This is a genomic window from Celeribacter persicus, from assembly GCF_003050785.1.
GTDB classification, from domain to species: Bacteria; Pseudomonadota; Alphaproteobacteria; order Rhodobacterales; family Rhodobacteraceae; genus Celeribacter; species Celeribacter persicus.
In genome coordinates, this window is the sequence record NZ_QAOH01000028.1 from 1 (window position 1) to 26,811 (window position 26,811).

The window sequence follows — 26,811 nt, forward strand, 5'->3', positions numbered from 1 at the left end:
AAGGGTCAGGCGCAAAACCTATCGGACCAGAAGACAGGCTCGCGCCGATGTGTTCGATTACATTGAGAGGTTCTACAATCCAACGCGTCGCCACTCGACCATCGGCTATCTAAGCCCTATGACCTTCGAGGAGCGAGCTATGAAAGCTTAAGTTGCCGTCCACGAAACCGGCAGCAGCTCAGGATACCATGTCCCGATGGTGGTTTCGAAACAGCTCAGCGTTCCAGTGAGCAATAAAAACAGCCATGACTGACCTCTGCCAATATAACGATTTCGTCTGATGGGCTGACAGTCATGCAACTCCCATAGGAGCGGTCTGACGTGACCTCAGCGATCACATGGAGCGTGAACGCGACAGGCGGCTGACAGAAGCTTAGTGGCATATATCTTAGAAGAAAAGTTAATTCTTGAGCGCGGATTTGCTTTGCTGCTCAGCAGGGCGATCCGCTCAGCCAGGCCTGCGGTCGTCCGCGCAGGGCAGGCCACGCCCAGTTGAGCGGGGTCCAGAGTGACCGGCGTTTTATCATCAGCAGCGCCGAGCGTACTCACATCGCATCATGTGGATTCGGGGTTACCCCTTCTCAACTCTGTGTCCGTATTTTCGCGTGACCTATGAATTTTCCGGGGTTCATCAGACCGGCCGGATCGAGCGTGGCTTTGAGGCGATGGTTCAGCTCGGTTTCGACCTCGGAACGATAGTTTGAAATCTCATCCGCCTTCAAAAGGCCCACACCATGTTCCGCCGAGATCGAGCCGTTGAAGGACATGGCGATCGGGTAGACAATCTCGTTGATCCGGTCCCAATGCGCCAGAAAGGCCTGCTTCTCCATCCCGTCACCGGCGCTTGGCGTACGCTGGAGACCCTGAAAAAGTTCTACGTCGCCGTGACGCTGGAAGACTGATGGAAGATATGTTCAGGGGCGCAAGGCCTGTCTCCCCCTGAACATACTGAAGAGGGTCATTTAAATGGTATGGGGACGTTGATTGTCGTCGAGATGCGGTTTTCCTTATTTTGAAAGTCCATGTGGAGCTATAGCGTAGATGTAGTTCTCAGTTTCGCCGTCTTCGGCCCGCCATAACACCCCCCTATTATCTGTCGTCACATCTTGCTTTTCACGTTTTTCGGGCGGCATCTGTCGGCTCTGTCAGAGAAACTGTCTTTGGGGAGAAAAGGGTGGTCTCGTAGCCTTCTGGCATGACCAAAGGCTTGCCATTCTGCTACTTTCAAACCTGACCTGAAATCATTCGCCTGACGGTGATGCTCTACATCCAGTTTCCGCTTGTGCTTAGGAATGTGGAGTATCTTCTGCACGAACGTGGCATCGGCGGACGTTACGACACCATTTGTTTCTTCTGGAACGGTTTTGGGACGGTTTTTGCGGCTGAAATCCGCAGAAAACGGTTCATTCCGCCGTTGGCACATAGTCCGTCTTCTTCATTGCAGTAATGCTAGCACAGAGACAGTATTATACCATGAGAAGTCCGCTGTCTGTGAGTGTCATCGACTTGCCCGCCGACAGGTTAGCTTACTGCGACGATGGCCTCGATCTCCACGGAGATATTCCCCGGAAGCGATGCCACGCCGACGGCCGTCCGGGCATGTTCTCCGGCTTCTCCGAAAGCTTCGATGAATACGTCGGAACAGCCGTTGATGATTTGCGGATGGTCGGTGAAACCGGCAGGCGCGTTGACATAGCCGTTCACCTTGATCACGGCAGTGACGCGTGAGAGGTCGCCGATTGTGGCGCGCAGATTCGATAAGAGCGCCAGACCGACCAGACGCGCCCGGCGCTGACCTTCGGCAAGGTCGATCTCGGTGCCGATCTGACCGGTGAGGGGGGCGCCGTTCTCAAGCGGCGCAAGGCCGGAAAGATAGACCAGACCGTTGATCTCCCGCGCCGGGCGGAAACAGGCCACTGGTGCGGGGGGCGGAGGCAGGCTCTCCAGAAGAGCCTGCGGGATCTGATGTCGGGCGTTCATTTGAGACCCGAAACGGCGGTCGCCACGGTGAGTTCCGAGGTCAGGGACGTAAGTTGGTTCGAGCCTCCGGGCGGGGGCCAGATACCGACTTTGGACGCCTGGGCACGGGCTTTCATGCGCTCTTCAATGCTTTTGTAGGGCCAGATATGCACCATTTTCTTCGGCGCACCTTCAAGGGAGCCCATGATGCCGAGAAGCGGCGACATGGTTTCGCGTTCGGTAATGACCTTGGCCCAGGCTTCTTCGGTTTCGGCAAGACCGTTCGGCGCAATCGTATAGGTGCGGAATTCATAGAACGGGCCGAAATCTCCGGTCGTGATGTCATGGGAGAAAGACAGGGGCTTATAGGCCGTGCGGGCGACGTTGCCGAGATGTTCGGTAATGCCATAAGGATCGCTGTCTTCCAGACGCTTGGCGCGGTCGGCGAAGAGGGCCTCGGTGTTTTCGTATTTCGCCAGAAGATAGAAGCGGTTCAGGGCCCCGAATTCGACGGAGAAACAGCCAAGCATCTCGCCTGAGGGCGCAGCTTTGCCATAGACGTCGCCGAGCGCAGGCATAACCGCGCCAAGCCGGTTGGGGAGCAAGGCCAGGGTGGTGATTTCATAGATCATGTCATCTGTCCAGAAAGTTTTGGTGTGCGTTTGGTATGCCAAATGTGTTCCACATAATTCGCCGCTGCGCAAGGGCCGCGCCGTTTTTATGGAACGGGCGGGGGACAGAAAGACAAACAGCCCCTTTAGGGGCTGCGCGCTGCGATCAGATTGTTCGGGCAGACTGGCGTTCAGAGAGAGACGCCGGTGAGTCGGTTGATGATGGCGATTTTCACGGAATTGATATGGTCATACATCGCCGAGCGGGCCTTTTCGGCGTCGCCACTGGCCACCATATCGAGCACAAACAGGTTTTCCTTGGCGTCGAAGCGCGAGTCATGCGGGTTGCGATAGGCGTTGAACACATGGGTGCGCCGCCGCAGGTCGCGGATCAGCCCGGCCATGAGCGAATTGCCCGAAGCTTCCGCGATTGCGGAGTGGAGCTGGTCATCGACCTCCCAGGTTTCGGCCAGGCTAACCGAAGATTTTTCGCTGAGTTCCATCATACGGGCGCGAATTTTCTCGATTTTATCCGCGGGGATGCGCCCCGCGGCCAGACGTGCGGCTTCGGATTCAAGCAATTGGCGCACATTGAGAATCTCGATCAGCGCTTCGGTCGAGAAAGGGCTGACCGTGACGCCGCGATTGGGTTGCTTGAACACGAGACGTTCGGCTTCCAGCCGTCCGAGTGCTTCGCGCACCGGGGTTCGGGATGCATTCAGCCTGTCCGCGATCTTGCGTTCGACGATGACATCGCCGGGGCGCAGTTCGCCGCTGATCAGAATCTGTATGAGTTGCTCATAGACCTGTTCCGTCAGGTTGGGTTTTGCACTCTGGTCGTGGGCGGAAATCGGTGAGGCTTCGGTCATAACATTCTCTGTGTGGTCCCTTATGGGACGCGCTTTCTCTGGCAACATGACACCTGGTTTCTGGTTTTTACACAGTATTCCGCCTGTATGTCACGCGACAATGCCAAGTTTTTGCGCAAACTTTGCATAAGATCCTCAGCAACGCCGATTTCACAACTTGTCTCTTGAAATCTTATACGTCTTCGTAAAATGTAATTGGTATACCAATGGTCGGCAATTTGGGAAGCAATGACCGGACCAAGGCCAAAGACAAATGAAAGACGCACATGACACTCAAGACACAGTCCCCGCAGCCCTGGCGTGCGACCTGTATCCAGATGATCGGCGAACGCGCCTCACAGGCGCCCGATTTCGACAGCGCCCGCGCCGCCATCGCGCGCAATCAGGCAAGGCTGGTCGGGATGATCGAGGCGGCCTGCGCCTCCGACGCCAAACCCGATCTGGTGGTTTTCCCCGAATTCGCCATGCAGGGGCCGCCCCTTGGCATGGCGGTGGAAACATGGATAGAGCGGGCCTGTTCACCCGTACTGGGCTGGCTTACGCAGCCGTTACAGGACCTCGCGGCGCGTGAAGGCATTTATATTGCCGGCAATGCTTTTGAGGCGCCGCCCGAATGGCCGGGACGCTATTTCAACACCTCTTTCATCATCGGCCCGACAGGGGAGGTGATCCTGCGTTACCGGCGTGTGAACGTGGCGGCTTTCCCTTCGGTGCATGATTTCATGACCGACTATCTGGCCAAGACCCCGCAAGAGGAGGTGTTTCCCGTGGTGGACACCCCGCTCGGCAAGCTCTGCGTCATCGCCTGTGGCGAGATCATGGTGCCGGAAGTGGCTCGCGTGATGATGATGCAAGGGGCGGAGGTGATCCTGCATCCGACCAATTCGCGTTTCTCGGAGGCACAGGAAGCGGCCAAGCTCGCGCGAATCTCCGAGAACATGACCTGCATGGTCTCCGCCAATATTGCGGGGGCCATCGGGTTTTCTCCGGACGGCCTGTTTCAGGGCGGCCGGTCCCATATTCTCGACCATCTGGGCAATACGCTGGCGTTTCAGGAGAATGCAGAGGAGAGCATCGGCGTTTCGGCCATGATCGACATTGCAAAACTGCGTCGCGATCGCCGCGCCGATACCGGGCTGAGTAACCCGCTTCTGCGGGCGCGCTACGAGATGTACGTGCCCTTCTATGAGGCGGCGAAATTCTATCCCCCGGATATGTTTCTCAACACACCAATGACCGATGTGCGCCAGACCAGAGCCGCCATCGCCAAAGCCCGTGAAAATCTCGAACAGGCCGGAGTTCTCATGCCGCTTCCCGCAGGAGCGCAAGAGCCGGTGTCCACAGTTGAACTATAGGAGTAACGCATGATCACCGCAGAAGAAAATATCGACCTTTGCCGGGTGGGCAAAGGCACGTTGATGGGGGAATTCTTCCGTCAGTTCTGGATTCCCGTTTGCATGTCTTCCGAACTGGTTGCCGATGGCGATCCGGTGCGGCTGATGATCCTCGGCGAAAAGCTGATCGGGTTCCGCGACACCGAAGGGCGCGTGGGGGTGATGGATCACCGCTGCCCGCACCGCTGTGCCTCGCTGTTCTTCGGACGTAATGAGCATGGCGGCATTCGCTGCGCTTATCACGGCTGGAAATTCGATGTGAACGGCAAATGTCTCGACCAGCCGAACCTGGAAGACAAGACGAAGTATCCGGCGGGCACTCCGGCCATGGCCTACAAAACCTGTGAATCCGGGGGGCTGGTCTTTGCCTATTTCGGTGAGCGGCAGGACAACCCGCCGCCGCTGCCGGAAATCGAGGCGATCATGGGCGAGGGCGATGACCGCAACATCGCGCTGACCCATCGGGACTGCAATTACATGCAGGCGCTCGAAGGCGACATCGACACCTCGCACCTCGGTTTTCTGCACATGGGGGGGATCGACGGCGAGCAACTCGATATGTCCGATCCCGAGACCTATACGGTCACCGAGAAAGCCCCCAAGATCAACGTATCCGTCATGCCCTTCGGCACGATGTATTCGGCGCAGCGCGATGCGATGGAAGGCCATGAGCACCAACGCTATGCCTCCTATCTCTTCCCGTTCTGGGTCACCTATCCGGGCGGTGGCGAGCTGGGCGAGGCGAAGACCGCAAATGCCTGGGTGCCGATCGACGATGACAGTTGCATGATCTTCAACATCGACCTGTCGCGCGCGGCGGGCGGTGGCAAGAAAAAGCTCAAGTACAAGGATGGCTCCCCGGTCAAAGGGCTGGAACGTCCGCTCGAATATCTGCCGACCACGCCGGACTGGAAAGGCCGCTGGCGCCCGACCAAGGATGCCTCCAATGACTATGGCATCGACCGCGAATGGCAGCGCTCTGGCGACAGCTACACCGGCATCGTCGGTGTGCCGCTTCAGGATCAGGCGATTCAGGAAAGCATGGGGCATATCGTGGACCGCACGCTTGAGCATCTTGCCGCCTCCGACCGCATGGTGATCCTGACCCGTCGCGTCATGCTCGACGCCGCAATCGCATGGCGTAACAACAAGGAACTGCCCGATTTCGTCGATCACCCGGAATATGCGCAACAGGCGCATGGCGGCGATATTGTGGTTCCGAAAGGCACCGACTGGCTTGAAGGCTACGAGGAACATATGGCCAGGGTGAAAGGCTATATCCCGCCGAAAGACGCGGCGGAATGAGCATGACTTTCGTCCCCCCGACTTCGGAAGCACAGACGGGTTCAGAGCGGATGGAGATGCGTGTGCATGCGATCCGCTGGCTGGCCCCGGCGATCCGGGAGATCGAGTTGCGGGCGACGGATGGTTCGGAAATCCTGCCCGGCATTGCGCCGGGCGGGCATATCGACCTGTCTCTGCCAGGCGATCTGACGCGCAGCTATTCGCTGACCAACGGGCCGGAGACCTGCGATTGTTATCGCGTGGCGGTGCATCGTACGCCCGACAGTTCGGGTGGGTCAGCCTATATCTGTGACACGCTGCGGGTGGGGGAGGTCCTTTCGGTCACCCCCGCACGCAACACGTTCGAGATGGCGCAAAGCGATGCCCCTGCGGCGTTCATCGCAGGCGGGATCGGGATCACGCCGATCCTCTCGATGATCCGCCATGTGGCGGCAAAGGGTGGTGACTGGCGCCTGCTTTACGCCGCGCGGAGCCGCGAAGATGCCGCATTCCTGCCGGAGCTTGCCGTTCTGGACGGCGGTCAGGGGCGTGTGACGCTGCATTTCGATGATCAGGTCGGTGGGGCGCACCCGGATCTTGTGGCGTTTCTGGCGCAAGCACCCGAAGCGGCGCATCTCTATGCCTGCGGTCCGGCCCCCATGCTCGATGCCTATGAGGCGGCTGCGGCGCAATGGCCTCAGGATCAGGTCCATCTCGAACGGTTCGCGGGCGAGGCGGATATGTCCGGTGGCGGTTTTACTGTCGAGCTGCGCCGTTCAGGCCGCGAATTTTTCATCCCCGAGGGCAAAAGCATCATGGAGGTGCTACGCGAGGAAGGGGTGCGTGTCGCCTATTCCTGCCAGTCCGGTGTCTGTGGCACCTGCGAAACTCGCGTGCTCAGCGGCATCCCGGATCATCGCGATATGATCCTCTCGGAACGTGAACGCGAAAGCGGCAAGACCATGCTGATCTGTTGCTCTCGGTCGTTGTCGGAGCGTCTCGTGCTCGATCTCTGATCCTCTTCAACCTTCCCCTTGACTGTATCCCTCGCCTTGTGCGGGGGATTTTTTGTTGTGTCGCCAAAGGCATGAAAATACCCCCGACTGTTACCAGCCGGGGGCGAAGGGGGCGTGTGGGACAGCTCAGCCTTTGCCGTCAAGCTGGGGTTGCTCCTGCCAAGGGATCAGGCGGCGTTCGAGCCAGGAGATGATCCCGAAAAAGCTCATGCCGATGACGGTGATCAGGATAATCGCGGCGAACTGGCGGGCGATGTCGAAATTGGCGCCTGCGATGAGGATCAGATAGCCGAGACCTTTGTCCGCGCCGATGAACTCCGCGATGATCGCGCCGATGACGGAGAGTACCGTGGCCAGCCGCAACCCGGCAAAGACCGAGGGCAGGGCTTTCGGCAGGCGGAATTTCCAGAAAACCTGCCAGCCGTTCGCACCCATGGAGCGTGCCAGATAGAGCATTTCCGGCGTGGTCGCCCGAAGTCCCATGACCGAGTTGATGACGATGGGGAAGAAGGACATCATGATCACGATGACGATCTTCGGCGTCATGCCATAGCCGAACCATGTCAGCAAAAGCGGGGCGACGGCGACTTTGGGGACGGTCTGGCTGAGCACGATCAGCGGGTAAACCGCCCGTTGCATCACTTGCGAATAGACGATGGAGACGGCCAGAGGCACGGCAATCAGAACTGCCAGAGAATAGCCCAGAGCGATTTCGCTCAGCGTCACCAGAGCATTGGGCAGAAGCCGGTGCCAGTAATTGCCGATTTCTCCGGCGATCTGACTCGGGGCGGGCAGGATATATTCCGGGATGTTTCTGAGCGTGACGATGGCCTGCCAGAAAATCACCAGAAGCAGAAGGGTCCAGAGGGCTGGGGGGACAATCGCGCCGATCCGGCGGAAGATGTCGTTGCGGATACGGGGGGAATGATCGGGCACGGATGTCATCTCAATATTCCTCCCGGAAGACGCCGAGTGTTTTGAAGGTCTCGGTCAGGCTGCGCACATAGGAGGTGAATTTCGGGTCCTCGCGCATGGCAAGCCGGCGCGGTCGGGGCAGGTCGATCTCGACAATGTCTTCGATCCGACCGGGGCGTGGGGTCATCACCACCACACGGTCGGAAAGAAAGACCGCTTCGGGGATCGAGTGGGTGATGAAAAACACGGTCATGTCGCGTTCTGCACAAAGCTTCATCAGGTCGATCTGAAGCTGATCGCGGGTCATGGCGTCGAGAGCGCCGAAGGGTTCGTCCATGAGAAGAAGCGGCGGCTCATGCAAGAGCGCCCGGCAGATCGACACGCGCTGGCGCATGCCGCCTGACAGCTCGCGCGGATAGGCGTCCTCGAACCCGGTCAGCGAAACCATGGACAAAAGCGAACGGGCTTTCGCCTCGGCCTCTTTCATATCCGCGCCGCGAATTTCCGCCTGAAGCAGCACGTTGTCGAGCGCCCCGCGCCATTCCAGCAGGACGTCCTGTTGAAAGACGATGCCGAGGTCTGAGTTCGGGCCGTCGACCTTCTTGCCGTCGATCCTGATATTGCCTGCCGAGGGGCCGAGGAGCCCGGAGAGCAACATCAGAAGGGTGGATTTGCCGCAGCCGGACGGGCCGAGGATGGAGACGAATTCGCCGCGTTTGATGTCGAGGCTGACCGGGCGCAGGGCTTCGACGTCCCCTTTGCGCCCGCCGTGAAATACCTTGCTGACATTCTCGATACGGACATGTGCGGTACTCTCGGGCGTGAGAGATTGCGTATCTGTCATGATGTTCATTGTGCATTCCGGCCCTGTCGGCCGGTCCCTGTGTGGTGTTGTCTGAATCCCGTGGCCGGGGTTCAGATCGAGCGGATCGCTCCGCCATCGACCCGGATGATGCTTCCGGTGACGTAACTGGCCTGTGTGCTGGCCAGAAAGGCCGCCACGGCGCCAAATTCTTCCGGTGTGCCATAGCGTCCGGCCGGGATGGAGGCGGCGGAGGCTGTGGCGATCTCGGCAACGGATTTCCCGGCCTTCGTGGCAGCATTCTGGTCGAGCTGCTCGGTTCGGGCGGTGGAAATCCGGCCCGGGGCGATGATGTTGACGGTGACCCCGTCTTTCGCCACCTCGCCAGCGAGCGTTTTCATGTAGGCAGTGACCGAGGCGCGCAGCGCGTTCGACATCGGCAGGTGCGGGATCGGCTGCACCACGCCCGAAGAGGTCACGGTCAGAATGCGGCCCCAGCTGCGTTCGCGCATGCCGGGCAGCACCATGAGCGTCATGCGCAGGATCGGATCGACCATCGCACGATATTGCTCTTCCATCACCAGAGGGTCGATGCCGCTCGGCTGTCCCGGAGGCGGGCCACCCGTGTTGCCGACCAGAATGTCGATCTGTCCGGTCCGCTTTGTCGCCCCCGCGATCAGGGTTTCCACCGCATCGGGGGCGGTGAAATCGGCCACCACATAATCGGCGCGCGCGGCAAGCTCCGGAGGCAGGGCGGCAATCGCCGCTTCGAGTTTTTCCTTCGAGCGTCCGCCCAGCGTGACGCTTGCATTCTCGGCCAGAAGCGCTGTGGCAATGGCAAGCCCGAGCCCGGAACTCGCCCCGGTCACGAGCGCATGTTTGCCGGAAAGTCCAAAATCCATAAGTCGTCTTTCGTATCTCGTCTTCTCTGTTGTCTCCGGGCCATTGCGGACCCGGAGACAGCTGTCCGAAGATCAGTCTTCGACCGGCAGATAAGCGTCGGTATAGATGTCGTCGGGAGTGAGGCCCGGTGCCATGCCACTGTATTTCTCCAGCAGGGAAATGGTCAGTTCGATGTCCTCAGGGGCAACCACACCGTAGGGTTTGCCTTCGGTTGCGGCGGTGTGTTCGTATTTTGCCATGGTTTTGATCTGCATGAGAATGGCTTCGGGGTCGGCATCCGGGCGATGTTTTATAAAGATGTCGCGCGCGGCCTCCGGATCGGCATCGACCTCGATCTTCGCTTTGGCGATGGCGGACAGAAAGCCCTTCATTTCCTCTCCGTGGTCGGCGAGGAAATCCTTGGTCACGATGACGGAAGATCCGAGAATGTTGACGCCGTAATCGGCGAAGAGCAGAGGCGGTTCAATCGGTTTGATCGCAGCGACTTTATCACCGTCGGGGTTGGCCCAGCCGTTGATGAAATCCACATCCCCCTTCAACAGCGCAACGCGGTCGGCGCCGCCGTTGATGATGACCACTTCGACCTTGTCCATATCGACCCCGTTCGCTTCCGCGAAGGCTTTGATCATGCCGTCTTCGAAGTTGCCCGCATCTGTCCCGAGACGCTTGCCCTCGATGTCTTTCGGGGCCTTGATGCCGGAGCCTTCAAGGCTGATGATCGAGGTCGGATCTTTTTGGATGAGCCCTGCGACGGCGATGAGGTTCGTTGCGCCGGATGCCTGACGCGCCTGTGCCAGTGCTCCGAGACCTGCGATCCCGATGTCGAAGTCGCCGTTGCCTACGGCCTGAATCGTGCCCGTGGAGCCGTTGCCGTCGACGATCTCGATGTCGAGGCCCGCGTCTGCGAAATAGCCTTTCTCATCTGCGACGAAAAAGGCTGCGTCGACCCCGCCTGCGATCCAGGCGAGACGCAGGCGCAGATCTTCGAGGTCTTGGGCGGAGAGAGGGGTGACGGCCATGGTCGTACCAACGAGCATGGCGCCGAGAGCTGTGCTGAGATTGAAGTTGAGCTTCATTTGTAACCCTGTTGGTTGTTGGTTTGTCTGTTTTGGCATTCCTATGGTATGCCAATGGTGTTCTTCGGTCAAAGCCGGGAGGCCTGTACAAGGAGGAACCCTCGAAATTTCCCGGTGCTGCCGCATTTTTTTGCACACGTGTCGTCTGAAGGGGGCAGCGTATCCACGTCAGGCAAGCCTCAAAGCGTCAGGATATGCCGAAGATTGGAACGAAACTGACGCAACATGAAACCGGCGAATCTGTCGATAGAGGTGTGACTGGAATGGCCCCGAGGGGCCAGCCCGCGGAGCGCAGGGCTCAGGAGGGACGCAACACGCCGGCGGCTTCGAGATTGTGAAGCGCTTGCTCATGCAGGTCTTTGAAATCGTCGGCGGTCTTGATGGGCTTGTCCGCCAGCCCGTTGGCCGGGTAGAAATCGGCTTCTTTGTAAGCGCTCCGGTACATCTCCCAACGCGACCGCATCAGCCCGTTGCCCATGCCGGTGTCGCGACGGGCAGCTTGAAGCGCCTCGATGTCGATCATCGCCGTGCAGCCCAGTGTTTCTTCCGGGCCTTCAACGAAAGACAGGGCTTGTCCCCGGTAGTCGAGGATTTGCGAATGTCCGCCGCTCAACGTATCCGAAAAGCCGGCGGTGCCTGCGACATTGGCGGAAATCAGATAGCACATATTCTCGGCTGCCCGGCAGATTTTCGCGGCATCGGCCGTCGGGTTGAGAGGTTCGTTATTGGGGTGCAAAAGCACCTCCGCGCCCCGCATCATGAACATGCGGCTGATTTCCGGGACGGCGATTTCGCCGCAGGGAAAGATGGCGAGGCGCCCGATGTCCGTGTCGGCCACCGGATAGATGCCCTCGTCCCCATAGCAAGCACGATATTCGTCGAGAATGTCATGCGGCGAGGTCCAGCTTGCCGTATTGATCCGGCGATAGCGCAGGATCATCTCACCTTTCGGGTCGAGGCAGAACGAAGAGTTGAAATACCGATCAGGCCATTTCGGGTCCACTTCGAAATGGTTTCCTGCGATAAAGATGCCATACGTCTGCGCTACCTTCGCCAACTGATCGGTGATCGGCCCCGGCATGGTCGTGCAGGCGCGCTCGATCCAGTCCGCGACGGGCATGGCGCGAGGCGGTCCCTGAAAGGCGAATTCCGGGATCACAACCAGCTTCGGTGGAGTGTCGCTTTCGCAGGCTTCGACGATCATCTCTATGGCGCGCTCCAGATTGCCGGTGATGATCTCCCAGGCTTCCTCTTTGGTCTGTGCGTGGCATGCGAGCTTGCTTTCAACCTGAATGCATGTGGCGCGCCAGGGGGCAATTGTCATTGCGTTCTCCTTGGGAAACTTCTGTTGTTTTCTGTGTGGACATTAGGTGTTCCTGTGGTATACCAAGGTTGTTCCCACGGGAGGCGTCAAGCCGAAATCTGTGTCTCGGCCCGGTTTTTTCTTGCGGGGAATGAAAGTGCTAACGGATTGGGCACATGGTCGAACGAGGGCGACCATGCTTTTTCTGTCGCTTAAGCATATGAAGTAAAAGAGATAACTGTTGTCGGTGAGATATGCCGGTCGGCAGGGTAAGAGAGGATACGACGCATGGAGAAGAGTATGACCCTTCCCGAATCTGGTCCGGTGGTACGGCGCAAACCGCCTGAAGCCGCCACAGAAGGGCATCTCTCCGAATTTGCTTATAACAATCTGCTCGACCTGATGCTGGCAGGAGAACTCAAGCCCGGTGCTGCGCTTCAGGAGCGCAAGATCGCCCAGATGCTGGACATCTCGCGTACTCCCGTGCGTGAAGCGCTTTTTCGTCTGGAAGCCGAAGCGCTCATCGTCCGCCGTCCTGAACGTCAGCTTGTTGTCGCCGACATCGGTCTGGAGAATTATGTACGCCTGCTCGATCTGCGGCGTATTCTCGAAGTGGAGGCGGCGGGACGGGCCACGGGCCATGTCAGTGCGGAGACATGTGCCGAGGTCGAAGCCGCCATCGACGCGCTTTTGAACGCCAACCATGTCACGTCTGCTCAACACTGGGCGGTCGACGATCTGGTGCATCAGAGCATTGCGGATGCGGCGGGAAACCCGATGCTGGCGCAATCCATCCTCGATCTTCGCCGTCGGACACATATTTTCAACACCAACCGGATTTCGCATCGTATGGAGCCGGGCTGTGCCGAACACCGGGCGATGATCCGGGCAACGGCGGGCAACGATCCCGAACTCTCGCAGCGTCTGATGGGCGAACATCTCGATCATGTGCGCGATGCGATCGTGGATTACCTTTTGGGCATCCGGCGCTGAAGGCCGTCCATGACCAATCCTCCCCGTGATCGCCCCGGTTTTTCCCGACTGTTCGAACGTGGCACGCCGCGTCTACTGGCTGCGGCTCTGCTGGCCATTTTCATGGCGGCTCTGGAACAGACCATCATGGGGCCGGTGCTCGGTCGGATCATTGCCGAACTCGGGGACGGGGGGCTGGTGCCCTGGCTGACCACCGGATATCTTCTTGCGGCCACGGTCTCGGCCCCGCTTTATGGGGCAATCGCGGATATTCGTGGGCGGCGCAGCGCCTTGTTGTTGGCCAGTGCAGCCTTTCTTCTGGGCTCCTTGCTTTGTGCGCTGTCCTTTCGTCTCGACATGTTGCTCATCGCCCGGATCATCCAGGGCGCCGGGGCGGGCGGATTGATTTCCCTGCCGTTCACCGTCGTTGCCGACCGTGTGCCCATGCAGACCCGCGCGGTGTTCAGTGCCTATATCTCGACGATTTTCGCCGTTGCCGGACTTATGGGGCCGGTGGTGGGAGGTGCGGTTGCCGAATGGCTCGACTGGCGCTGGGTGTTCTGGTTCAATCTGCTGCCCGGTGCGCTGGTGATCTATTGGGTGCGCACCGCGATCACGCCGCGCGCGCCTCTGAAAGGCCGAAGGATCGACCTGAAAGGCGGGGTTTATCTGCTCTGCGCGGCGACCCCCACGATCCTTTTCCTCGAACGTGTCGGGGCGGAAGGTGCCATGACCTTCGCCGGGCTGGCGGTTGTGTTCTGGGCGATTTTCCTGCGCCATCTTCTGCGCTCCAGAGACCCGCTTGTCCCTCTTGCGGTCATGCGCAATCCCTCGATCTTTTTCGCAGCCTTCGGACTGGCCATGACACAGGGGACGAATCTCGGTCTGGCGGTCTACCTGCCGATCTATTTTCAGAAAATCCATGGTCTCGATGCGGGCGCGGCGGGGCTTGCGCTTCTCGCTTTCGTCGGGGCGATCATGCTCGGGGCCTATGTGCCGCCGCGATTGTTGCGTCGCAATCCGGCCTATAAACCGCTCATGCTGATCAGCGCTCTGACCACCTTCGTCTTCGCGCTCGGGTTCTGGCTTTGCACCCTGTTCGATCTGCCTTTCGTCGTGGTGATCCTGTCGAATATCGGTCTGGGTGTGGGGATCGGTCTGCTGTATCCGGTTTATACGCTGATCGTGCAGAATGCCGCGCCGCAGGGGCAAATGGGGGCGGCGATCGGGGTTCTTGCATTCCTGCGCTCGCTCGGGGGGACGTTGGGCGTGTCCATCGCCGGGATCGCGGCGCTGCGCGCGGGGCTTCTGACTGAGTCCGCTGCGCAGGACGGAGCCGGGCAAGGGCTTTTCGGTCTGACCGCGCCGCTGTTGATGGGGCTTTGTCTGGTCGCCGTGGCTCTGCTCCCGGCTCGCCGCCTCGAAGGCTTCGGTCGGGAGCGCTGAGCGAAGGGGTCAGGACAGCTCCGCGAGACGTCGGGCCTGACGTGTCAGAAGACGCTCGACTTCGGCCATCGCCGGGGCCGTCAGGCGGCCGCCGGGTTTGCGCAACGCGTCAGAGGCAATCGCACCGCGTTTTGCCAGAACGTATTTGCGCAGGCTGAGACCCAACCCCGGTTGTTGTTCATAGCGCACGAGCGGCAGATAGGCGTCGAAAATATCCTGTGCCCGGTCCATTTCCCCCTTCTGGCAAAGCGCCACCACGTCGCGCATCATTTCCGGGAAACCGAACCCCGTCATCGCGCCATCCGCGCCGCGGGCCATTTCTTCGGGGAGGAAAATTCCGCCATTGCCGCACAGTATCGAGGTCCGTCTGCGTCCTGCCGTCTCGGCATTCCGTAAGGCGGTGATCTTTTCAAGCCCCGGCCAGTCCTCATGTTTCACCATGACCACGGAGGGGTGAGATTCCAGAATGGCGCCAAGGGTGGCGTTGGAAATTCGCACCTTGGTCGAGAGCGGGAAATCCTGCAACACCACGGGCACATCCGTGCCGATGGCATCCACGACATTGCCGTAATAGGCGATGATCTGTTCATTGGTTTCAAGCGTCGAGGGCGGTGCGACCATGACCCCTCCGGCCCCGGCATCCATGGCAAAGGCGGACAGATCGCGCATGGCGGCAAGACCGGGGGCGGAAATGCCGACCACCACGGGGGCGCTGCCGGCGCGCGATAGGGTACGGCGTACGATCTCGCGGTTTTCCTCGGCGGACAGTTTGGGCGCTTCGCCCATCATGCCAAGGACGGTGAGCCCGTCCGCACCATGGTCGAGGTAGAAATCTGTAACCCGGTCAAGGCTTGCGAGATCGAGGGCTCCGTCATCCGTGAAAGGGGTGACGCTGATGACGAAAACGCCGCGGGTCGCGGAATGTATCAATGGCATTTAGAAGTCCTGATGTGGAGAAACCGACCGCGGGAGCGGTCGGCTGAAAGGAGATTATTCGGGGAGAACATAGACGACATCGTCCGCGCTGACGGGGCGCGTGAGCGGGGTCACTTTGTCGACCATCTCGATGGTGTGGGTGACGCGATCCATATCGAACCTGTACCCATTGGTTTCGAACACCTCCGTGTCGAAAGCGAAGGACAGGGAATTCGGCACCATGTCGGTCTGGCTTTCCCGCAGGATGCCGTCCACCTGATCGACCAGCGCGTCGATCGCAGCTTCGGGGTTGGCTCGGGCCTTCTCGTAGGAACAGGTCACGGCAGCGGCAAACCGTGCCACCAGATCGGGATTCTCGGCGATCATGGCATCGGAGGTGAAAACCGACGCGTTATACATATCGAGACTGTCGCCGTAATAGACCGCACGCACGGATTTGCCCGCGCCTTGCGCCACGGCGTTGATGCCGACGACCGAGGTGACATAGCTCGCAAGTGCGTCGATTTTTCCCTGAAGCAGCAGGCCGGTGAGGGCGGAGCGTTCTGCGGTAACCTCTTCGACCTTGGTGATGTCCGCTCCGGCCAGTTCCATGCCAAGGGGCAGGTAGGCCATGGCCGCATTGCCCACGGAGGAGCCGATGGAATGGCCTTCCAGATCCTTGAGGCTGTGGATCGGGCTGTCTTCGAGCACGGCAACGGCCATGGGTGAGGCGCTGACGATCGGCAGGATGGCTTTCACGGGGGCTTGGGTTTCTGCATAGGTGCCGATGATGGTGCCGAGATCGGTGACTGAGAAATCGGCAACCCCCGTGGCGACTTTGGTCACGGCATCGGCGGCGCCATATCCGCGCGAAATCTCGACGTCGATGCCCTGATCCGTGAAGCAACCTTCTGCTTTGCCCAGATAATAGGCTGCGGAGATGCCGCCGGGGGTCCAGTCGAGCTGAAAGGCAACCTTATCCGCCGCATGGGCGCTGAGTGGCAGGGCGAGCAGCGATGCGAGCGCAAGCGGGTGTGCGATATCTCTGTGTTTCATGCGTTTACTCCCGTTGAAATTTATGGTCTTGTTTTGGCATACCATTAGAATGCCAATAGAATACATGTCTAGAGAAAAGAGTCCCGCAAGCATTTAATCCGTTCGGATGAGCAATCGGGGTGCAGGAGTTGTGCAGATGCAGACAGAACAGGTCATGGCCGAACTGGCCACGTATCACGACGAGATGGTGGCGATTCGTCATGACATCCATCGTCACCCGGAAACCTGCTACGAAGAACATCGGACCTCGGCGCTGGTGTGCGAGCGCTTGGCGGAATGGGGGATCGAGGCGCATAACGGGCTTGGCGGCACAGGCGTGGTCGCCGTCATTCGGGGGAAGGTGCCTGGCAACCGGGCGGTTGGATTGCGGGCGGATATGGATGCGCTCAACATGGATGAGGCGAACGGTTTCGCACATCGCTCGACCATCCCCGGAAAATTCCACGGCTGTGGTCACGACGGTCACACAACCATGTTGCTTGCCGCCGCACGCTATCTGTCGCAGCACAATGATTTCGCGGGCACGGTGCATTGTATCTTTCAGCCGGCAGAGGAGGGCGGCGCCGGAGCGCTGGCCATGATTCGGGATGGATTGTTCGATCGTTTCCCCTGCGATGCCGTCTATTCGCTGCACAACAAACCGGGCCTGCCGGTCGGGTCGTTCATCACCCGGCCCGGACCGCAACTGGCCTGTGCGGATGAATGGACCGTGACGATCCGCGGCACCGGCGGCCATGCCGGGGCACCGGACAAGGCGACGGATGCGACCATTGCGCTGGCGCATTTCATTCTGGGCGTTCAGTCGATCATCTCGCGCAATGTGCCCGCGCTGGATGCGGCTGTGTTGTCCATCGGGGTGATCCGCGCCGGGTCGAGCCACAATGTCCTGCCGTCCGAGATCACCGTAAATGGCACGGCCCGCTGTCACGACCCGCGGGTACGCGATCTTCTTGAAACGCGGCTGGGAGAGGTGGCACATGCGGCGGCGGCGATGAGCGGCTGTACCGCCGAGCTTGATTATGCACGGGGCTACCCGCCTTTGGTGAATGCGCCGGAGCAGACGGATGTTGCCATTGCGGCGGCGGTAGCCGTTTCCGGGGCGGATAAAGTGGACGGAATGAGCCCGCCGATCAATGCGGCGGATGATTTCGCCTATTTTGCGTTGGAACGCCCAGGCTGCAATGTGATGCTGGGCAATGGTGACGGTCCGGAATGGAAAAACAATCATCGTCCCGACTATGACTTCAACGATGCGATTATCCCTTATGGCGCGGCCTACTGGATCTCGGTCGTCGAACAGGAACTGGGGCTTAGCCCAAAGGGCTGAACCCCAGTCGGAGGGGAGCATCAGGGCTTGTCATCGTGGCGGACCGACCAGTTGAAGAACAGTTTGTGAGTCCAGTTCACGGCTTCGTAGAGAGCAACCGAAAGCAGCGCGAGCACCACCACGCAGGCGGTCGCTGTCGGGATCGCAAACTGCGCGGTTGCAGAGGTGACAAGATAGCCCAGCCCTTTGTCCGCATTGACGAATTCGGCCACAACCGCACCGATGACGGCCACCGTCACACCGATCCTCAGACCGGAAAAGATAAACGGAATGGCATAGGGCAGGCGGACGGAGAAAATCTCCGTCAGGCGCGATGCCCCGGCGACTTTTGAGAGATCGAGCATCTCGGCGGGGGTTTCCATGATGCCGCTCGCGGTTGCGACCATGATCGGGAAAAAACAGGTCAGCGTGACGATGATCAGCCGTGTTGTCATGTCCGTGCCGAAGATTACGACCAAAATCGGTGCGATGGCGATGATCGGAATGGCGTTGAGAAAGACGATGAGCGGATAAACCGCCTCGGAAACCGTGCGATTGACGGCGACCAACACCCCAAGCGGAATGCCGACAGCACAAGCACAGGCAAAACCGATGAGGATGGTGCGCAGAGTTTCGAGAGTGTGCGTCCAGAGGACAGGGCCGAGTTTTACCCCGCCGATCCAGATGTCGATGGGCGAGGGCAAGAGATAAACCGGCACATCGAACGCGTTGCTGGCCCATTGCCAGATCAAGAGAAAGGCGCAGAAGGTGCCCAGCGGCAGCAAAATGCGCCTGAGGACCGGGGGGAAGGGCGTGGGCGAACTCATGCATGTGCCTCCTTTCTGTATCGTGGGCCGAAGATGTCGGTGCGGATGTGGGCGGCGTATTTTTGAAAGTCGGGGTCGGCGATGCAATCGGGGCCACGCGGACGGGGTATGTCGATCTCGATCAGATTCTGAAGTCTGCCAGGTCGCGCAGACATCACCGCCACGCGGTCAGACAGGAGCACCGCTTCGTTGATGGAATGGGTGACAAGCAGGATCGTCTTGCGCGTGCGGGCATGCAGGTCGAGCAGATCGAGTTGTAAATCTTCACGCGTCAAGGCGTCGAGTGCCCCGAAAGGTTCGTCCATCAGAAGGATTTTAGGGTCGAGGATCAGACTGCGGGCGATGGAGGCCCGTTGCTGCATGCCACCCGACAGTTCATGCGGCATCCGGTCGGCCATTTCGCTGAGGCCGACGATGTCGAGCAATTCATCGCAGCGCTCGTTCAGTGTCCGGTCAGGGCGTCGGCGCAGGGCGCGCACCGGATAGAAAATATTCTGGCGGACGGTCAGCCAGGGCAACAACGTTGGTTTCTGAAATACAATCGCGACTTCGGCAAAGCCCGGTTTGCGTGTGCCGCCGCCAATCCAGACATCGCCGGAGGTCAAAGGTTGCAGTCCTGCCAGCACCCGCAACACAGTCGATTTTCCACAACCGGACGGGCCGACGAGGGAGACGATCTCCTCGCTGTTGACCGTGAGATTCATATCTTCGACGGCAATGACATCCTTGCCCTTGCGACTTGTGAAGGTGACGCCCGCATGGGCCAGTTCAAAAATCGGCTGTGGGCGGGGGTGTGGTCCTGTCGGGGGGCGGGGAGTGGTTGAGTTGTGCGTATTCATAAAGGCTCCTGAGTTTCAAATATGGCATACCAATGGTGTTCCTTTGTCCAGCGTGTATGTGAGGCGAGGATGCGTATGGGTATAAATGTACAAAGCATGACCCGAATTTGTGCGGTTCTGATATAAAAATGGCTGCCTGTCCTTAAAAATTGCAGAGAGATAAACCGTTGAGTTGCGACTTGAATATTCAATTGGTATTCCAAATGTAGACCAAAAAGAATCTTTCTGAGGTAAGGAGGCCATATGCCGAGGATTTTGATTTCCGGGGCAAATCGGGGCATTGGCCTTGAACTGGCCCGTCAGTTTTCATCTGCGGGCTGGCATGTGATCGCCACCACGCGCCGTCCCGAAGGCGCAGAGACACTACGGGCGCTTGGTGTGCGGATCGAAACGCTTGAAGCCAGCGATCCGGCCTCGATCCGGGGACTGGCCGAACGTTTGGAAGGGGTGCCGATCGACGTGGTTTTGGCCAATGCCGGGATTGCCCGAAACCTCGACGCCAATGCAGCCGAGGTCACGACCGCGGAAATGCGCGAGGTTCTTCAGACCAATCTTTGGGGCCCTCTGGGGCTTGCCGTGGCGCTCAAGGAAAATGTGCTGGCCAGCGAGCGCAAGGTGGTGATGGCCATGTCTTCCCTGATGTCGTCCATTTCCGCCAATGACTGGGGCACGCAATACAGCTACCGCGCCTCGAAAGCGGCGCTGAACGCGCTCTGGTCCGCCTTGGCGCGGGAGTGGACGGCAGAGGGGATCAGCTGCACCCTGCTGCGCCCCGGCATGGTGGCGACCGATATGACCGGGCATCGCGGTATCGCCGTCGAAGACAGCGTGGCGGGTATGCGCCATGTGGTCGAACACCTCTGCCTCGCCGACAGCGGACGGATCATCGGCTATGATGGGCTGGATGTGCCGTGGTGAGGACAAAACCGAAGGAGGGCGAAATGCCGACCGTATTAATCACCGGCGTGGACAAAGCACCGGGACAGGCCTTTGCCGAAGGGTTCCGCGCCGCGGGCTGGCGCGTGCTGGGGACGGGCGCCGATCCGGTGCATGCGGGCGCGTTGTTGCCCTATGACCCGGCACAAGAGAATGCGGCGGCGGAGCTTGTGGCGCAACTCGGTGATATCGCGCTTGATGCGGTGATTTTTGCAGACGACAGCACGGCAGGCAATGCGCTCCGTCCGGAAGAGATCGGGCCGAATGTCCTGATCGACGTGATGATGGTGAATACCTATGCCCCGCTCGATCTGGCCGCACGGCTCATCCCCAACCTGAAGGTTGCAAACCACCCCGCTGTGGTGGCGATTTCCGGCAATGCCGGGATGACGGGCACAAGTGTCGCGCCGCTCTCCCTGCCGCTCAAGGCCTCGAAAGCCGCGCTGCGTCAGATGTGGCGCAATCTTGCGGTGGAATGGGCGGATTGGGGCTGTCGGTGCCTCGTGATCGCCTCGGAGGACGAGGCTCGGGCCGAGGCGCTGATCGCGGCGCTCGCTGCTCCATCATCCGCTCCCTGTCTGGAAATCTGAGCCCCATAAAAAACACCATGCCGAAACGCAACGGAGATCACGCATGAGCGAGCCATTCGATACCGTCATTCATTCCGGTCTGATCGCCACAGCGGATCAGCAATTCAAGGGCGATCTGGCTATCAAGGACGGGCGGATCGTCGCCGTGGCGGAACAGATCGCGGGGGGCGCACGCCGGATCGACGCGGGCGGGCGGATCGTCATGCCCGGCGGGATCGAGGCCCATGCTCACATCGCCCAGGAAAGTGCGGCGGGGGTGATGACGGCGGATGATTATTACTCCGGTTCGGTGTCTGCGGCCTTTGGCGGCAATTCCTCCTTCATCCCCTTCGCGGCCCAGCATCGCGGCCAGTCAATCGACGAGGTGCTGGCGAATTACGATGTCCGTGGCGCGCGCTCCGTGATCGACTATTCCTATCATCTGATCGTGTCCGATCCGACCGAAGATGTGCTGTACGATCAGCTTCCCCGCGCCTTTGCTCGCGGGATCACCTCGTTCAAGGTATTCACCACCTACGATTTGCTCAATCTGGGTGACGCGGGGATGCTCGACATTCTCACCGTGGCGCGTGAGCACGGGGCGATCACCATGGTGCATTGCGAAAACGATGCCATGGTCAAATGGATGAACCGCCAGCTTGCCGTGCGCGGTCTCACCGCCCCGAAGTACCACGCCGTCTCCCGCCCGGCTCTGGCCGAGGAGGAAGCGATCAACCGCGCGATCCAGCTTGCCAAGCTGGTCGATACGCCGCTGTTCATTGTGCATGTCTCGACGCCGGGCGGCGCGGAGATCGTGCGGCGGGAAAAATTCAATGGTGCCAAACTCTTTGCCGAAACCTGTCCGCAATATCTGGCGCTGACCCGTGAAGCGCTCGACCGTCCGGGGATGGAGGGGGCGAAATTTATCTGTTCTCCGCCGGTGCGCGACCACGAGACACAGGACGCGCTCTGGCATCATGTGGCTCAGGGCACGTTCGAGAGCGTGTCCTCCGACCATGCGCCCTATCGAGCCGATGAGAGTGGCAAATTCGGGGCGGGGCTGGATGCGCCTTACCCGAAAATCGCCAACGGCATGCCGGGGATCGCCATGCGTCTGCCTTACCTTTTCTCCGAAGGGGTCGTCGCAGGGCGGATCACGCTGGAGCAATTCGTGGCGCTGAGTGCGACGAATGCGGCCAAGACCTTTGGCTGCACCGCCAAGGGTCGGATCGCGCCGGGGATGGACGCGGATCTGGCGATCTGGGATCCGGAAGAGGGCTGGACTGCGACTCTCGCCGATCAGCACGACAACATGGATTACACGCCTTTCGAGGGGATGCGCATCACCGGGAAACCGAAACTGGTCCTCAATCGGGGGGCGGTGATCGTCGAAGAAGGGGCGTTGAAAGCTCTCGAAGGGCAGGGGCGTTTCTTTGGCCGTGCCCCGGCGGATTTGCGGGTGCGCAAAGGCGTGGCTCTGCCGGAGTTCGATCCGGCGCGGAATTTCGGGGTCGAGTTGCGTCGGTGACCTGCATCCTCGTGATCCGACGTTTTCGGAGCTACAGCGGGAACCGGACGCAGAACATGATAGTCAGCCGGATGACCTCCGTCAGGCGCTCCGAAAACGTCGGATCACGAGGGTGAGGTGCTTGAGAGCTTTGTCTCGAAAACATGCGACAAGTAGGCTGTGCTGACAATTTACACTTACCATTCGAAGCCGGAAACGGGCGATGCTCCGTTTTCGGCGGATGCGATGTTTACAGAAGCTTTCCGCCGTACAGATTATAACCTGTTCACCTCTGAGTGCGGTCTCACCTTGCATGCGGGCTCTCAGGTCTTATTCAAAAATATGCTGTTGTGTGTGACGCATGATAGTCATGCGGTCGCAATAGCGGTTAGCCTGGGGCAGCTCAGAAACGTATTGAGGTCAATGAGCCTAGGCACAAGGTCAAGATTTTGTTTTTGGTGCCACAACAGACGAAGGCGCTGCGTTATCGTTGTGATGCTCCGCGATCCCCAGAAAGTGTGCGACAAGGTTCAGCACCATGGGGTCGTTTGAAACTGCCAATACTTTCATTGTCATACCGAGTTTGTGTTGTCTGTAAAACCGACTTCCTTTTCGGTGAAAATTTGGGCCGATTTGAGGCTGATTTGGGAAATCTTTTGCCTAAATTCCACGCCGTCGCGGTTTGGGGTTATATTTATGGCATATACCGGTGATTGCAGGGCCGATTTCATATCGGCCTCTAAGGGCTCTCCCTCAGACCGTTTCAGAGAGATGTGGAGGCTGACCGGAACTGTCAGCGTCTCTCAACGGATCGAAGTCCAGATAGAATGTTGTGCCGACACCCAATTCGCTGACGTAGTCCAGAGTTGCGTTGTGACTCTCGACAATCTGCTTCGAGATGTAGAGCCCGAGGCCGGTGCCGCCCACTTTGCGGATATCGGAAGAATCCACTTGGGTGAACTTGCCAAAAACCCGGTCCTTGACGCCTTCCGGGATGCCCGATCCTTCATCCTGGATAGAGATGCGGATACGGTCGCCGACACGTTCCACGCGTGCTGTCACCGTTCCGCCTTCGATTGAAAATTTAAGGGCGTTCGAGAGAATGTTGCCTAATACTTGATTGAGCCGGTTGCGGTCCCCTGAGATGTAACATGCCTCTGCGCTCAGGTGGAGCGTGACGCGGACGCCCAGTTTGCTGGCATAGCCAGAGACGGAGTCCACCGCTTCGGAGAGCAAATGATTTACATCCAGCGGCTTGAAAGAGAATACCATCTCGCCAGCCTCGACTCTTTGCACATCAAGGATATCTTCAATCAGGGCAGCGAGGCGTTGCCCATTCCGGGATGCAATGTCCAGCACTGGCTCGACCGTGTCGGGTAGCGTACCGATTTTTCCGCTTCTAATGAGTTCGAGCGACCCGATGATCGACGTCAGTGGCGTGCGAAGCTCATGACTCACGGTCGCCAAGAACCGTGATTTCGCCTCCAGGGCGGATTTCGAGCGCTCGTTTTCTTCTTTGATCTGGTCCATCTGCCTGAGCCGCTCTTGGTAGTTGAGATAGAACTTCGCGGCGATGTCTCCGATGAAGTAGAGCACGAAGATGATCGTGAAGAATTCCAGCCAGATGCGGGACCCAAGCGGTGGTTGGAAACGGAACACATCGAGAAACGCCATGAACAAAAACGCGAAGCTGTAGATGGACAGGCGCAGAATCAGGATGCCCATCATCTGGCTGTTGTACATCGCCGCAAATATGGATGCAGAGAACAGGAAGAAGAGCGGTGTGAAATGCCCCGATGACGTTTGTTGAAGCGCGATGTTCATTATAAAAACACTGATCGCAACCGCACTTATGACGGTGTTTAAGACTATGCGCCTAAAAATCTGTTCACCAAAGGCAGTGTCCTCGCCATCCCAACCCTGAGCTTCGCGCGCGAGTTTCAGGTCGAGCACTTCGGTAAGCGCTACAACCAGATAGAACGCAAAGATTGAGAGTGCATCGAAGTAGATCGCCGAGAGAATGGCCGCTGCCAACATGCTCGCTTGCCGCTTCCGGACAAGCTGGTTGGAGAGAGCGATGTAATCCTTGATATTTTGTTCTTGGCCAGCAGAGCTGAACCAGTCGACCCGGCTCGCCCACAGTGCTTTTAGGTTCATCATCCTGCCCCCCGACACTACTCGGACCTACAATCTTAAAGCCGAATTAAGCCAAAAGTATCCCATTTCAGGGAGAATTGTGGCTTTTCCGTGGTTTTGAGGAGGTGAAATTTTGGCAAATGGCCACGGTGGCGTTTGCATTGTAGCCCGCGCACAGTCTTCGTTGAGGAGTGGCTGTGTGCCGCTGAACGTAAGGGCGAAATGTTAAGGCAAGGTATGATGGCCAGTCATACGTTTCCCAAAACGCGGGGACCGCAGTCTTGAGAAACGTGTTCGCTCCAAACGGGGCCGGTCAGGCGGCGGCAGCCGCACCATCGCGCGAAGCTTGGTAAATGCCCGACATATCAGGGAAGGCAATGTTGGATTGCGGGATGTCATCAAGCGGGCCGAACACAGGTGTGCGCTTCAGAACTGCATCACGCTGCTCCCTTACGTTCGCGGTGAGAAGCTGAACCGGTTTTTCCAGCAGCGGAAAGCTGCGTGGTTCTGTCACCAGATCATAGCCGAGGTAGCGGCGGTAGAATGCGGTATGCTCGGGGCGCACTGCCGCAAGGGCCAGATCGATATCGTAGAACATGGTGGCGAGAAACGGGATGCGCAGCGCCAGGAAATGAAGGGGTACACGCTGTTTGCGGATGGAAGGGGCGGTCACAAAGCGGGTTGAATCGAGCGCAGTCTGTCCACGTTTCAGATTGTCGAGAACTTCTGGAAAGACCTCCAGTGTCGGTGAGATATGCGAAAGCTTCGACAACAGGTGCAGCCGGACTGAGGCCGCAAGCTGTCCGTCTATCTCGACCCCGACGTGAAGGCAGTTCTCGGCATCGTCGAATGGGTCATGCATGATGCCGCGCTCGTTCTGGGCGATTGATCGTTCGGCGCGGTAGCAGTTGTAGCGTAAGCGATAGACGCTTTCGAGTTCCTCACCAGTGGTGAGCACCTTGTACCGGGAGCGCTTCAGCACTTCGGTGACTTGCTTGTTCATTTTCTGTCCTTCCAAGTGTGACTACGGCTTTGCTCGGCACACAAGGAGGTCACTGTAACCACGATAGACGGACTGTTGCCGGAGAACTTCGAACCCGGCTTCTGTCACCGCCGATGTGATCTCTTCCTCAGTGTGCGTCCAGTAGACGCCTTTCTTTTGTGCGGAGAAGATGGCCTTGTTTTGTTTCGCGACTTCTCTGCCGTGCCAGAAGATCTGGAGCGCGCGGGTCAGGCCGTATTTATTTTTTATATTTATAAACATATATTTACGCCAATCTTCTACATCCAGTGGCCGTCCGAGATCGACAAGATAAAGCATGCCGCCGGGACGGAGGAGACGACGGAGATCAGCGAGCCGCTGTTTTTGTCCGGGCATGGCGTAGAGCGCGTGAACGCAGATGATAAGGTCCGCGGTGTCCTTTACATCAAAGCTTTCGAGCGTGACGGTGTCATATTTGATCGCGTCGTAGCCTGCCAATTTCGATTGCGCGGCCTCGCGCATGCCAACGTCGGGTTCTACGAAATGAATCTCGCTGTCAGGAAAGGCGCGGGCTGCAATCTGTGTGTAGTTGCCGGTGCCGCCACCAATGTCATAGATCCGTTTCGGTGCCTCGATCGTCGACAGGAAAGCCTCGAAGTCATCTAGCAGCGCCTGATATGCAGGATTGTTGTCCGACATCAGATCATAGGCCTTCGCATAGGCACTCCAATCCGCACATGCTGAGCGATCAACGGTTTCTAGCCTGTCATTTTCTGCGGGCGGGAACCTCTCGGCATGGGCGTATGACGACATAAGGAAAGCCTCCACGGTTTGATTCAGAATTGCGTGTGCTGTGGGTTGGTTCAGTCACAAGTTTTGCTGCGTTCCACTCTAAGTTGCAAGCTAATATGGAAACAATGACAATAATTAATAATTATTGTTTCGATTAGATTTACAGTTTGCACATCCATTGGTCACCTGTACTGTGTGACGCGTTGCGGGTTTGTTGGGTCTGAAACGTGCTTTGCTTGGTGTGACCTGCACACAGCAGAGAAACCATGCCGAAGAAACGACTCGCTTGCCGGTCGCTTGATGAGAACGGCGGTGCAAAATTAGACCACGGTAGCGCCGTCGTATTGACGGTGCGGGCGGCGTAAAAGTCGTCCACTTTTTCCCTTCTTGCGGCAG

General features: G+C 58.8%; 27 protein-coding genes and 1 pseudogene. 11 read left to right on the forward strand and 17 right to left on the reverse strand.

Annotation, left to right across the window (positions count from 1 at the left end; translation table 11 throughout):
* Nucleotides 1-151 (forward strand): IS3 family transposase (locus tag C8N42_RS19075; RefSeq protein WP_146168246.1); only part of this gene is annotated, 151 nt, incomplete at its 5' end.
* A 430-nt stretch (nucleotides 152-581) separates the two neighbouring features.
* Here the strand turns inward: C8N42_RS19075 and C8N42_RS19080 are convergent.
* Nucleotides 582-830 (reverse strand): FAD-binding oxidoreductase, encoded by a 249-nt coding sequence (locus C8N42_RS19080; protein ID WP_107818046.1) that lies wholly within the window; start codon nucleotides 828-830, stop codon nucleotides 582-584.
* A 410-nt stretch (nucleotides 831-1,240) separates the two neighbouring features.
* Here C8N42_RS19080 and C8N42_RS22010 point away from each other — a divergent pair.
* Nucleotides 1,241-1,426, forward strand: a pseudogene (locus C8N42_RS22010) (IS6 family transposase); the annotation flags it as partial.
* 95 nt (nucleotides 1,427-1,521) lie between these two features.
* Here C8N42_RS22010 and C8N42_RS19085 read toward each other — a convergent pair.
* From C8N42_RS19085 to C8N42_RS19095, 3 genes are all read right to left on the reverse strand, one after another.
* Nucleotides 1,522-1,980: a RidA family protein gene (locus C8N42_RS19085; RefSeq protein ID WP_107818047.1), complete on the reverse strand. Its 459-nt coding sequence runs from the start codon at nucleotides 1,978-1,980 to the stop codon at nucleotides 1,522-1,524.
* Nucleotides 1,977-2,591, reverse strand: a complete 615-nt coding sequence (locus C8N42_RS19090) for an NIPSNAP family protein (protein WP_107818048.1) — start codon at nucleotides 2,589-2,591, stop codon at nucleotides 1,977-1,979. The genes C8N42_RS19085 and C8N42_RS19090 overlap by 4 nt, the downstream gene beginning before the upstream one ends.
* Nucleotides 2,592-2,761: 170 nt before the next feature.
* Entirely contained in the window at nucleotides 2,762-3,439 is a 678-nt protein-coding gene (locus C8N42_RS19095) for a GntR family transcriptional regulator (RefSeq protein ID WP_107818049.1), read from the reverse strand.
* A gap of 266 nt (nucleotides 3,440-3,705) precedes the next feature.
* Here C8N42_RS19095 and C8N42_RS19100 point away from each other — a divergent pair, with 266 nt between their 5' ends.
* From C8N42_RS19100 to C8N42_RS19110, 3 genes are read left to right on the forward strand one after another with little or no spacing between them, the layout of a single operon-like run.
* Nucleotides 3,706-4,794 carry a nitrilase-related carbon-nitrogen hydrolase gene (locus C8N42_RS19100; RefSeq protein ID WP_107818050.1) on the forward strand — a complete coding sequence of 363 codons (1,089 nt, stop codon included), beginning with the start codon at nucleotides 3,706-3,708 and terminating at the stop codon, nucleotides 4,792-4,794.
* 9 nt (nucleotides 4,795-4,803) lie between these two features.
* Nucleotides 4,804-6,138, forward strand: coding sequence for a Rieske 2Fe-2S domain-containing protein (locus C8N42_RS19105; RefSeq protein ID WP_107818051.1), 1,335 nt, complete (start codon nucleotides 4,804-4,806; stop codon nucleotides 6,136-6,138).
* Nucleotides 6,139-6,140: 2 nt separating this feature from the next.
* Nucleotides 6,141-7,133, forward strand: a complete 993-nt coding sequence (locus tag C8N42_RS19110) for a PDR/VanB family oxidoreductase (RefSeq protein ID WP_107818069.1) — start codon at nucleotides 6,141-6,143, stop codon at nucleotides 7,131-7,133.
* A 126-nt stretch (nucleotides 7,134-7,259) separates the two neighbouring features.
* On the opposite strand, the gene C8N42_RS19115 is transcribed toward C8N42_RS19110, so the two are convergent.
* The 5 genes from C8N42_RS19115 to C8N42_RS19135 all read right to left on the reverse strand — a co-directional run bounded on the left by C8N42_RS19115 (nucleotide 7,260) and on the right by C8N42_RS19135 (nucleotide 12,153).
* Complete coding sequence (locus C8N42_RS19115) at nucleotides 7,260-8,078, reverse strand: ABC transporter permease (protein WP_107818052.1); 819 nt, start codon at nucleotides 8,076-8,078, stop codon at nucleotides 7,260-7,262.
* Nucleotide 8,079: 1 nt separating this feature from the next.
* Nucleotides 8,080-8,901: an ABC transporter ATP-binding protein gene (locus C8N42_RS19120; protein WP_211309224.1), complete on the reverse strand. Its 822-nt coding sequence runs from the start codon at nucleotides 8,899-8,901 to the stop codon at nucleotides 8,080-8,082.
* Nucleotides 8,902-8,963: 62 nt separating this feature from the next.
* Nucleotides 8,964-9,752 carry an SDR family oxidoreductase gene (locus C8N42_RS19125; RefSeq protein WP_107818053.1) on the reverse strand — a complete coding sequence of 263 codons (789 nt, stop codon included), beginning with the start codon at nucleotides 9,750-9,752 and terminating at the stop codon, nucleotides 8,964-8,966.
* 72 nt (nucleotides 9,753-9,824) lie between these two features.
* Complete coding sequence (locus C8N42_RS19130) at nucleotides 9,825-10,829, reverse strand: ABC transporter substrate-binding protein (protein WP_170109378.1); 1,005 nt, start codon at nucleotides 10,827-10,829, stop codon at nucleotides 9,825-9,827.
* Nucleotides 10,830-11,127: 298 nt separating this feature from the next.
* Nucleotides 11,128-12,153 carry a nitrilase-related carbon-nitrogen hydrolase gene (locus tag C8N42_RS19135; protein ID WP_107818055.1) on the reverse strand — a complete coding sequence of 342 codons (1,026 nt, stop codon included), beginning with the start codon at nucleotides 12,151-12,153 and terminating at the stop codon, nucleotides 11,128-11,130.
* Between the two features lie 279 nt (nucleotides 12,154-12,432).
* On the opposite strand from C8N42_RS19135, the gene C8N42_RS19140 reads away from it, so the two are divergent.
* Together C8N42_RS19140 and C8N42_RS19145 are read left to right on the forward strand one after the other, a co-directional pair.
* The gene (locus tag C8N42_RS19140) at nucleotides 12,433-13,125 is read left to right on the forward strand and encodes a GntR family transcriptional regulator (protein ID WP_170109379.1); all 693 of its coding nucleotides are present in this window, start codon (nucleotides 12,433-12,435) and stop codon (nucleotides 13,123-13,125) included.
* Nucleotides 13,126-13,134: 9 nt separating this feature from the next.
* Nucleotides 13,135-14,550, forward strand: a complete 1,416-nt coding sequence (locus C8N42_RS19145; RefSeq protein WP_107818057.1) for an MFS transporter — start codon at nucleotides 13,135-13,137, stop codon at nucleotides 14,548-14,550.
* Nucleotides 14,551-14,559: 9 nt separating this feature from the next.
* On the opposite strand, the gene C8N42_RS19150 is transcribed toward C8N42_RS19145, so the two are convergent.
* Both C8N42_RS19150 and C8N42_RS19155 read right to left on the reverse strand, forming a co-directional pair.
* Nucleotides 14,560-15,486, reverse strand: coding sequence for a dihydrodipicolinate synthase family protein (locus C8N42_RS19150; RefSeq protein WP_107818058.1), 927 nt, complete (start codon nucleotides 15,484-15,486; stop codon nucleotides 14,560-14,562).
* A 54-nt stretch (nucleotides 15,487-15,540) separates the two neighbouring features.
* A complete protein-coding gene (locus C8N42_RS19155; protein ID WP_107818059.1) occupies nucleotides 15,541-16,521 on the reverse strand; it encodes an ABC transporter substrate-binding protein in 981 nt (326 codons plus the stop codon).
* 136 nt (nucleotides 16,522-16,657) lie between these two features.
* Between C8N42_RS19155 and C8N42_RS19160 the strand changes: the two genes are divergently transcribed.
* Complete coding sequence (locus tag C8N42_RS19160; protein ID WP_107818060.1) at nucleotides 16,658-17,848, forward strand: M20 aminoacylase family protein; 1,191 nt, start codon at nucleotides 16,658-16,660, stop codon at nucleotides 17,846-17,848.
* 20 nt (nucleotides 17,849-17,868) lie between these two features.
* On the opposite strand, the gene C8N42_RS19165 is transcribed toward C8N42_RS19160, so the two are convergent.
* Both C8N42_RS19165 and C8N42_RS19170 read right to left on the reverse strand, forming a co-directional pair.
* Entirely contained in the window at nucleotides 17,869-18,654 is a 786-nt protein-coding gene (locus C8N42_RS19165) for an ABC transporter permease (RefSeq protein ID WP_107818061.1), read from the reverse strand.
* Nucleotides 18,651-19,493: an ABC transporter ATP-binding protein gene (locus C8N42_RS19170; protein ID WP_107818062.1), complete on the reverse strand. Its 843-nt coding sequence runs from the start codon at nucleotides 19,491-19,493 to the stop codon at nucleotides 18,651-18,653. The genes C8N42_RS19165 and C8N42_RS19170 overlap by 4 nt, the downstream gene beginning before the upstream one ends.
* 243 nt (nucleotides 19,494-19,736) lie before the next feature.
* On the opposite strand from C8N42_RS19170, the gene C8N42_RS19175 reads away from it, so the two are divergent.
* Genes C8N42_RS19175 through hydA form a run of 3 tightly spaced genes read left to right on the forward strand, consistent with a single transcriptional unit; the run spans nucleotide 19,737 to nucleotide 22,526 of the window.
* Entirely contained in the window at nucleotides 19,737-20,411 is a 675-nt protein-coding gene (locus tag C8N42_RS19175; RefSeq protein WP_107818063.1) for an SDR family oxidoreductase, read from the forward strand.
* A 23-nt stretch (nucleotides 20,412-20,434) separates the two neighbouring features.
* Nucleotides 20,435-21,019, forward strand: a complete 585-nt coding sequence (locus C8N42_RS19180) for an SDR family NAD(P)-dependent oxidoreductase (protein ID WP_107818064.1) — start codon at nucleotides 20,435-20,437, stop codon at nucleotides 21,017-21,019.
* 43 nt (nucleotides 21,020-21,062) lie between these two features.
* Nucleotides 21,063-22,526: a dihydropyrimidinase gene (hydA, locus tag C8N42_RS19185; protein ID WP_107818065.1), complete on the forward strand. Its 1,464-nt coding sequence runs from the start codon at nucleotides 21,063-21,065 to the stop codon at nucleotides 22,524-22,526.
* Nucleotides 22,527-23,258: 732 nt separating this feature from the next.
* Here the strand turns inward: hydA and C8N42_RS19190 are convergent.
* The 4 genes from C8N42_RS19190 to C8N42_RS21420 all read right to left on the reverse strand — a co-directional run.
* Nucleotides 23,259-24,665, reverse strand: coding sequence for a sensor histidine kinase (locus C8N42_RS19190; RefSeq protein ID WP_107818066.1), 1,407 nt, complete (start codon nucleotides 24,663-24,665; stop codon nucleotides 23,259-23,261).
* A gap of 289 nt (nucleotides 24,666-24,954) precedes the next feature.
* Entirely contained in the window at nucleotides 24,955-25,644 is a 690-nt protein-coding gene (locus C8N42_RS19195; RefSeq protein WP_107818067.1) for an N-acyl amino acid synthase FeeM domain-containing protein, read from the reverse strand.
* A 21-nt stretch (nucleotides 25,645-25,665) separates the two neighbouring features.
* A complete protein-coding gene (locus C8N42_RS19200; protein WP_107818068.1) occupies nucleotides 25,666-26,436 on the reverse strand; it encodes a class I SAM-dependent methyltransferase in 771 nt (256 codons plus the stop codon).
* Nucleotides 26,437-26,575: 139 nt separating this feature from the next.
* A partial coding sequence (locus C8N42_RS21420) for a hypothetical protein (RefSeq protein ID WP_211309225.1) occupies nucleotides 26,576-26,811 on the reverse strand: 236 nt, incomplete at its 5' end.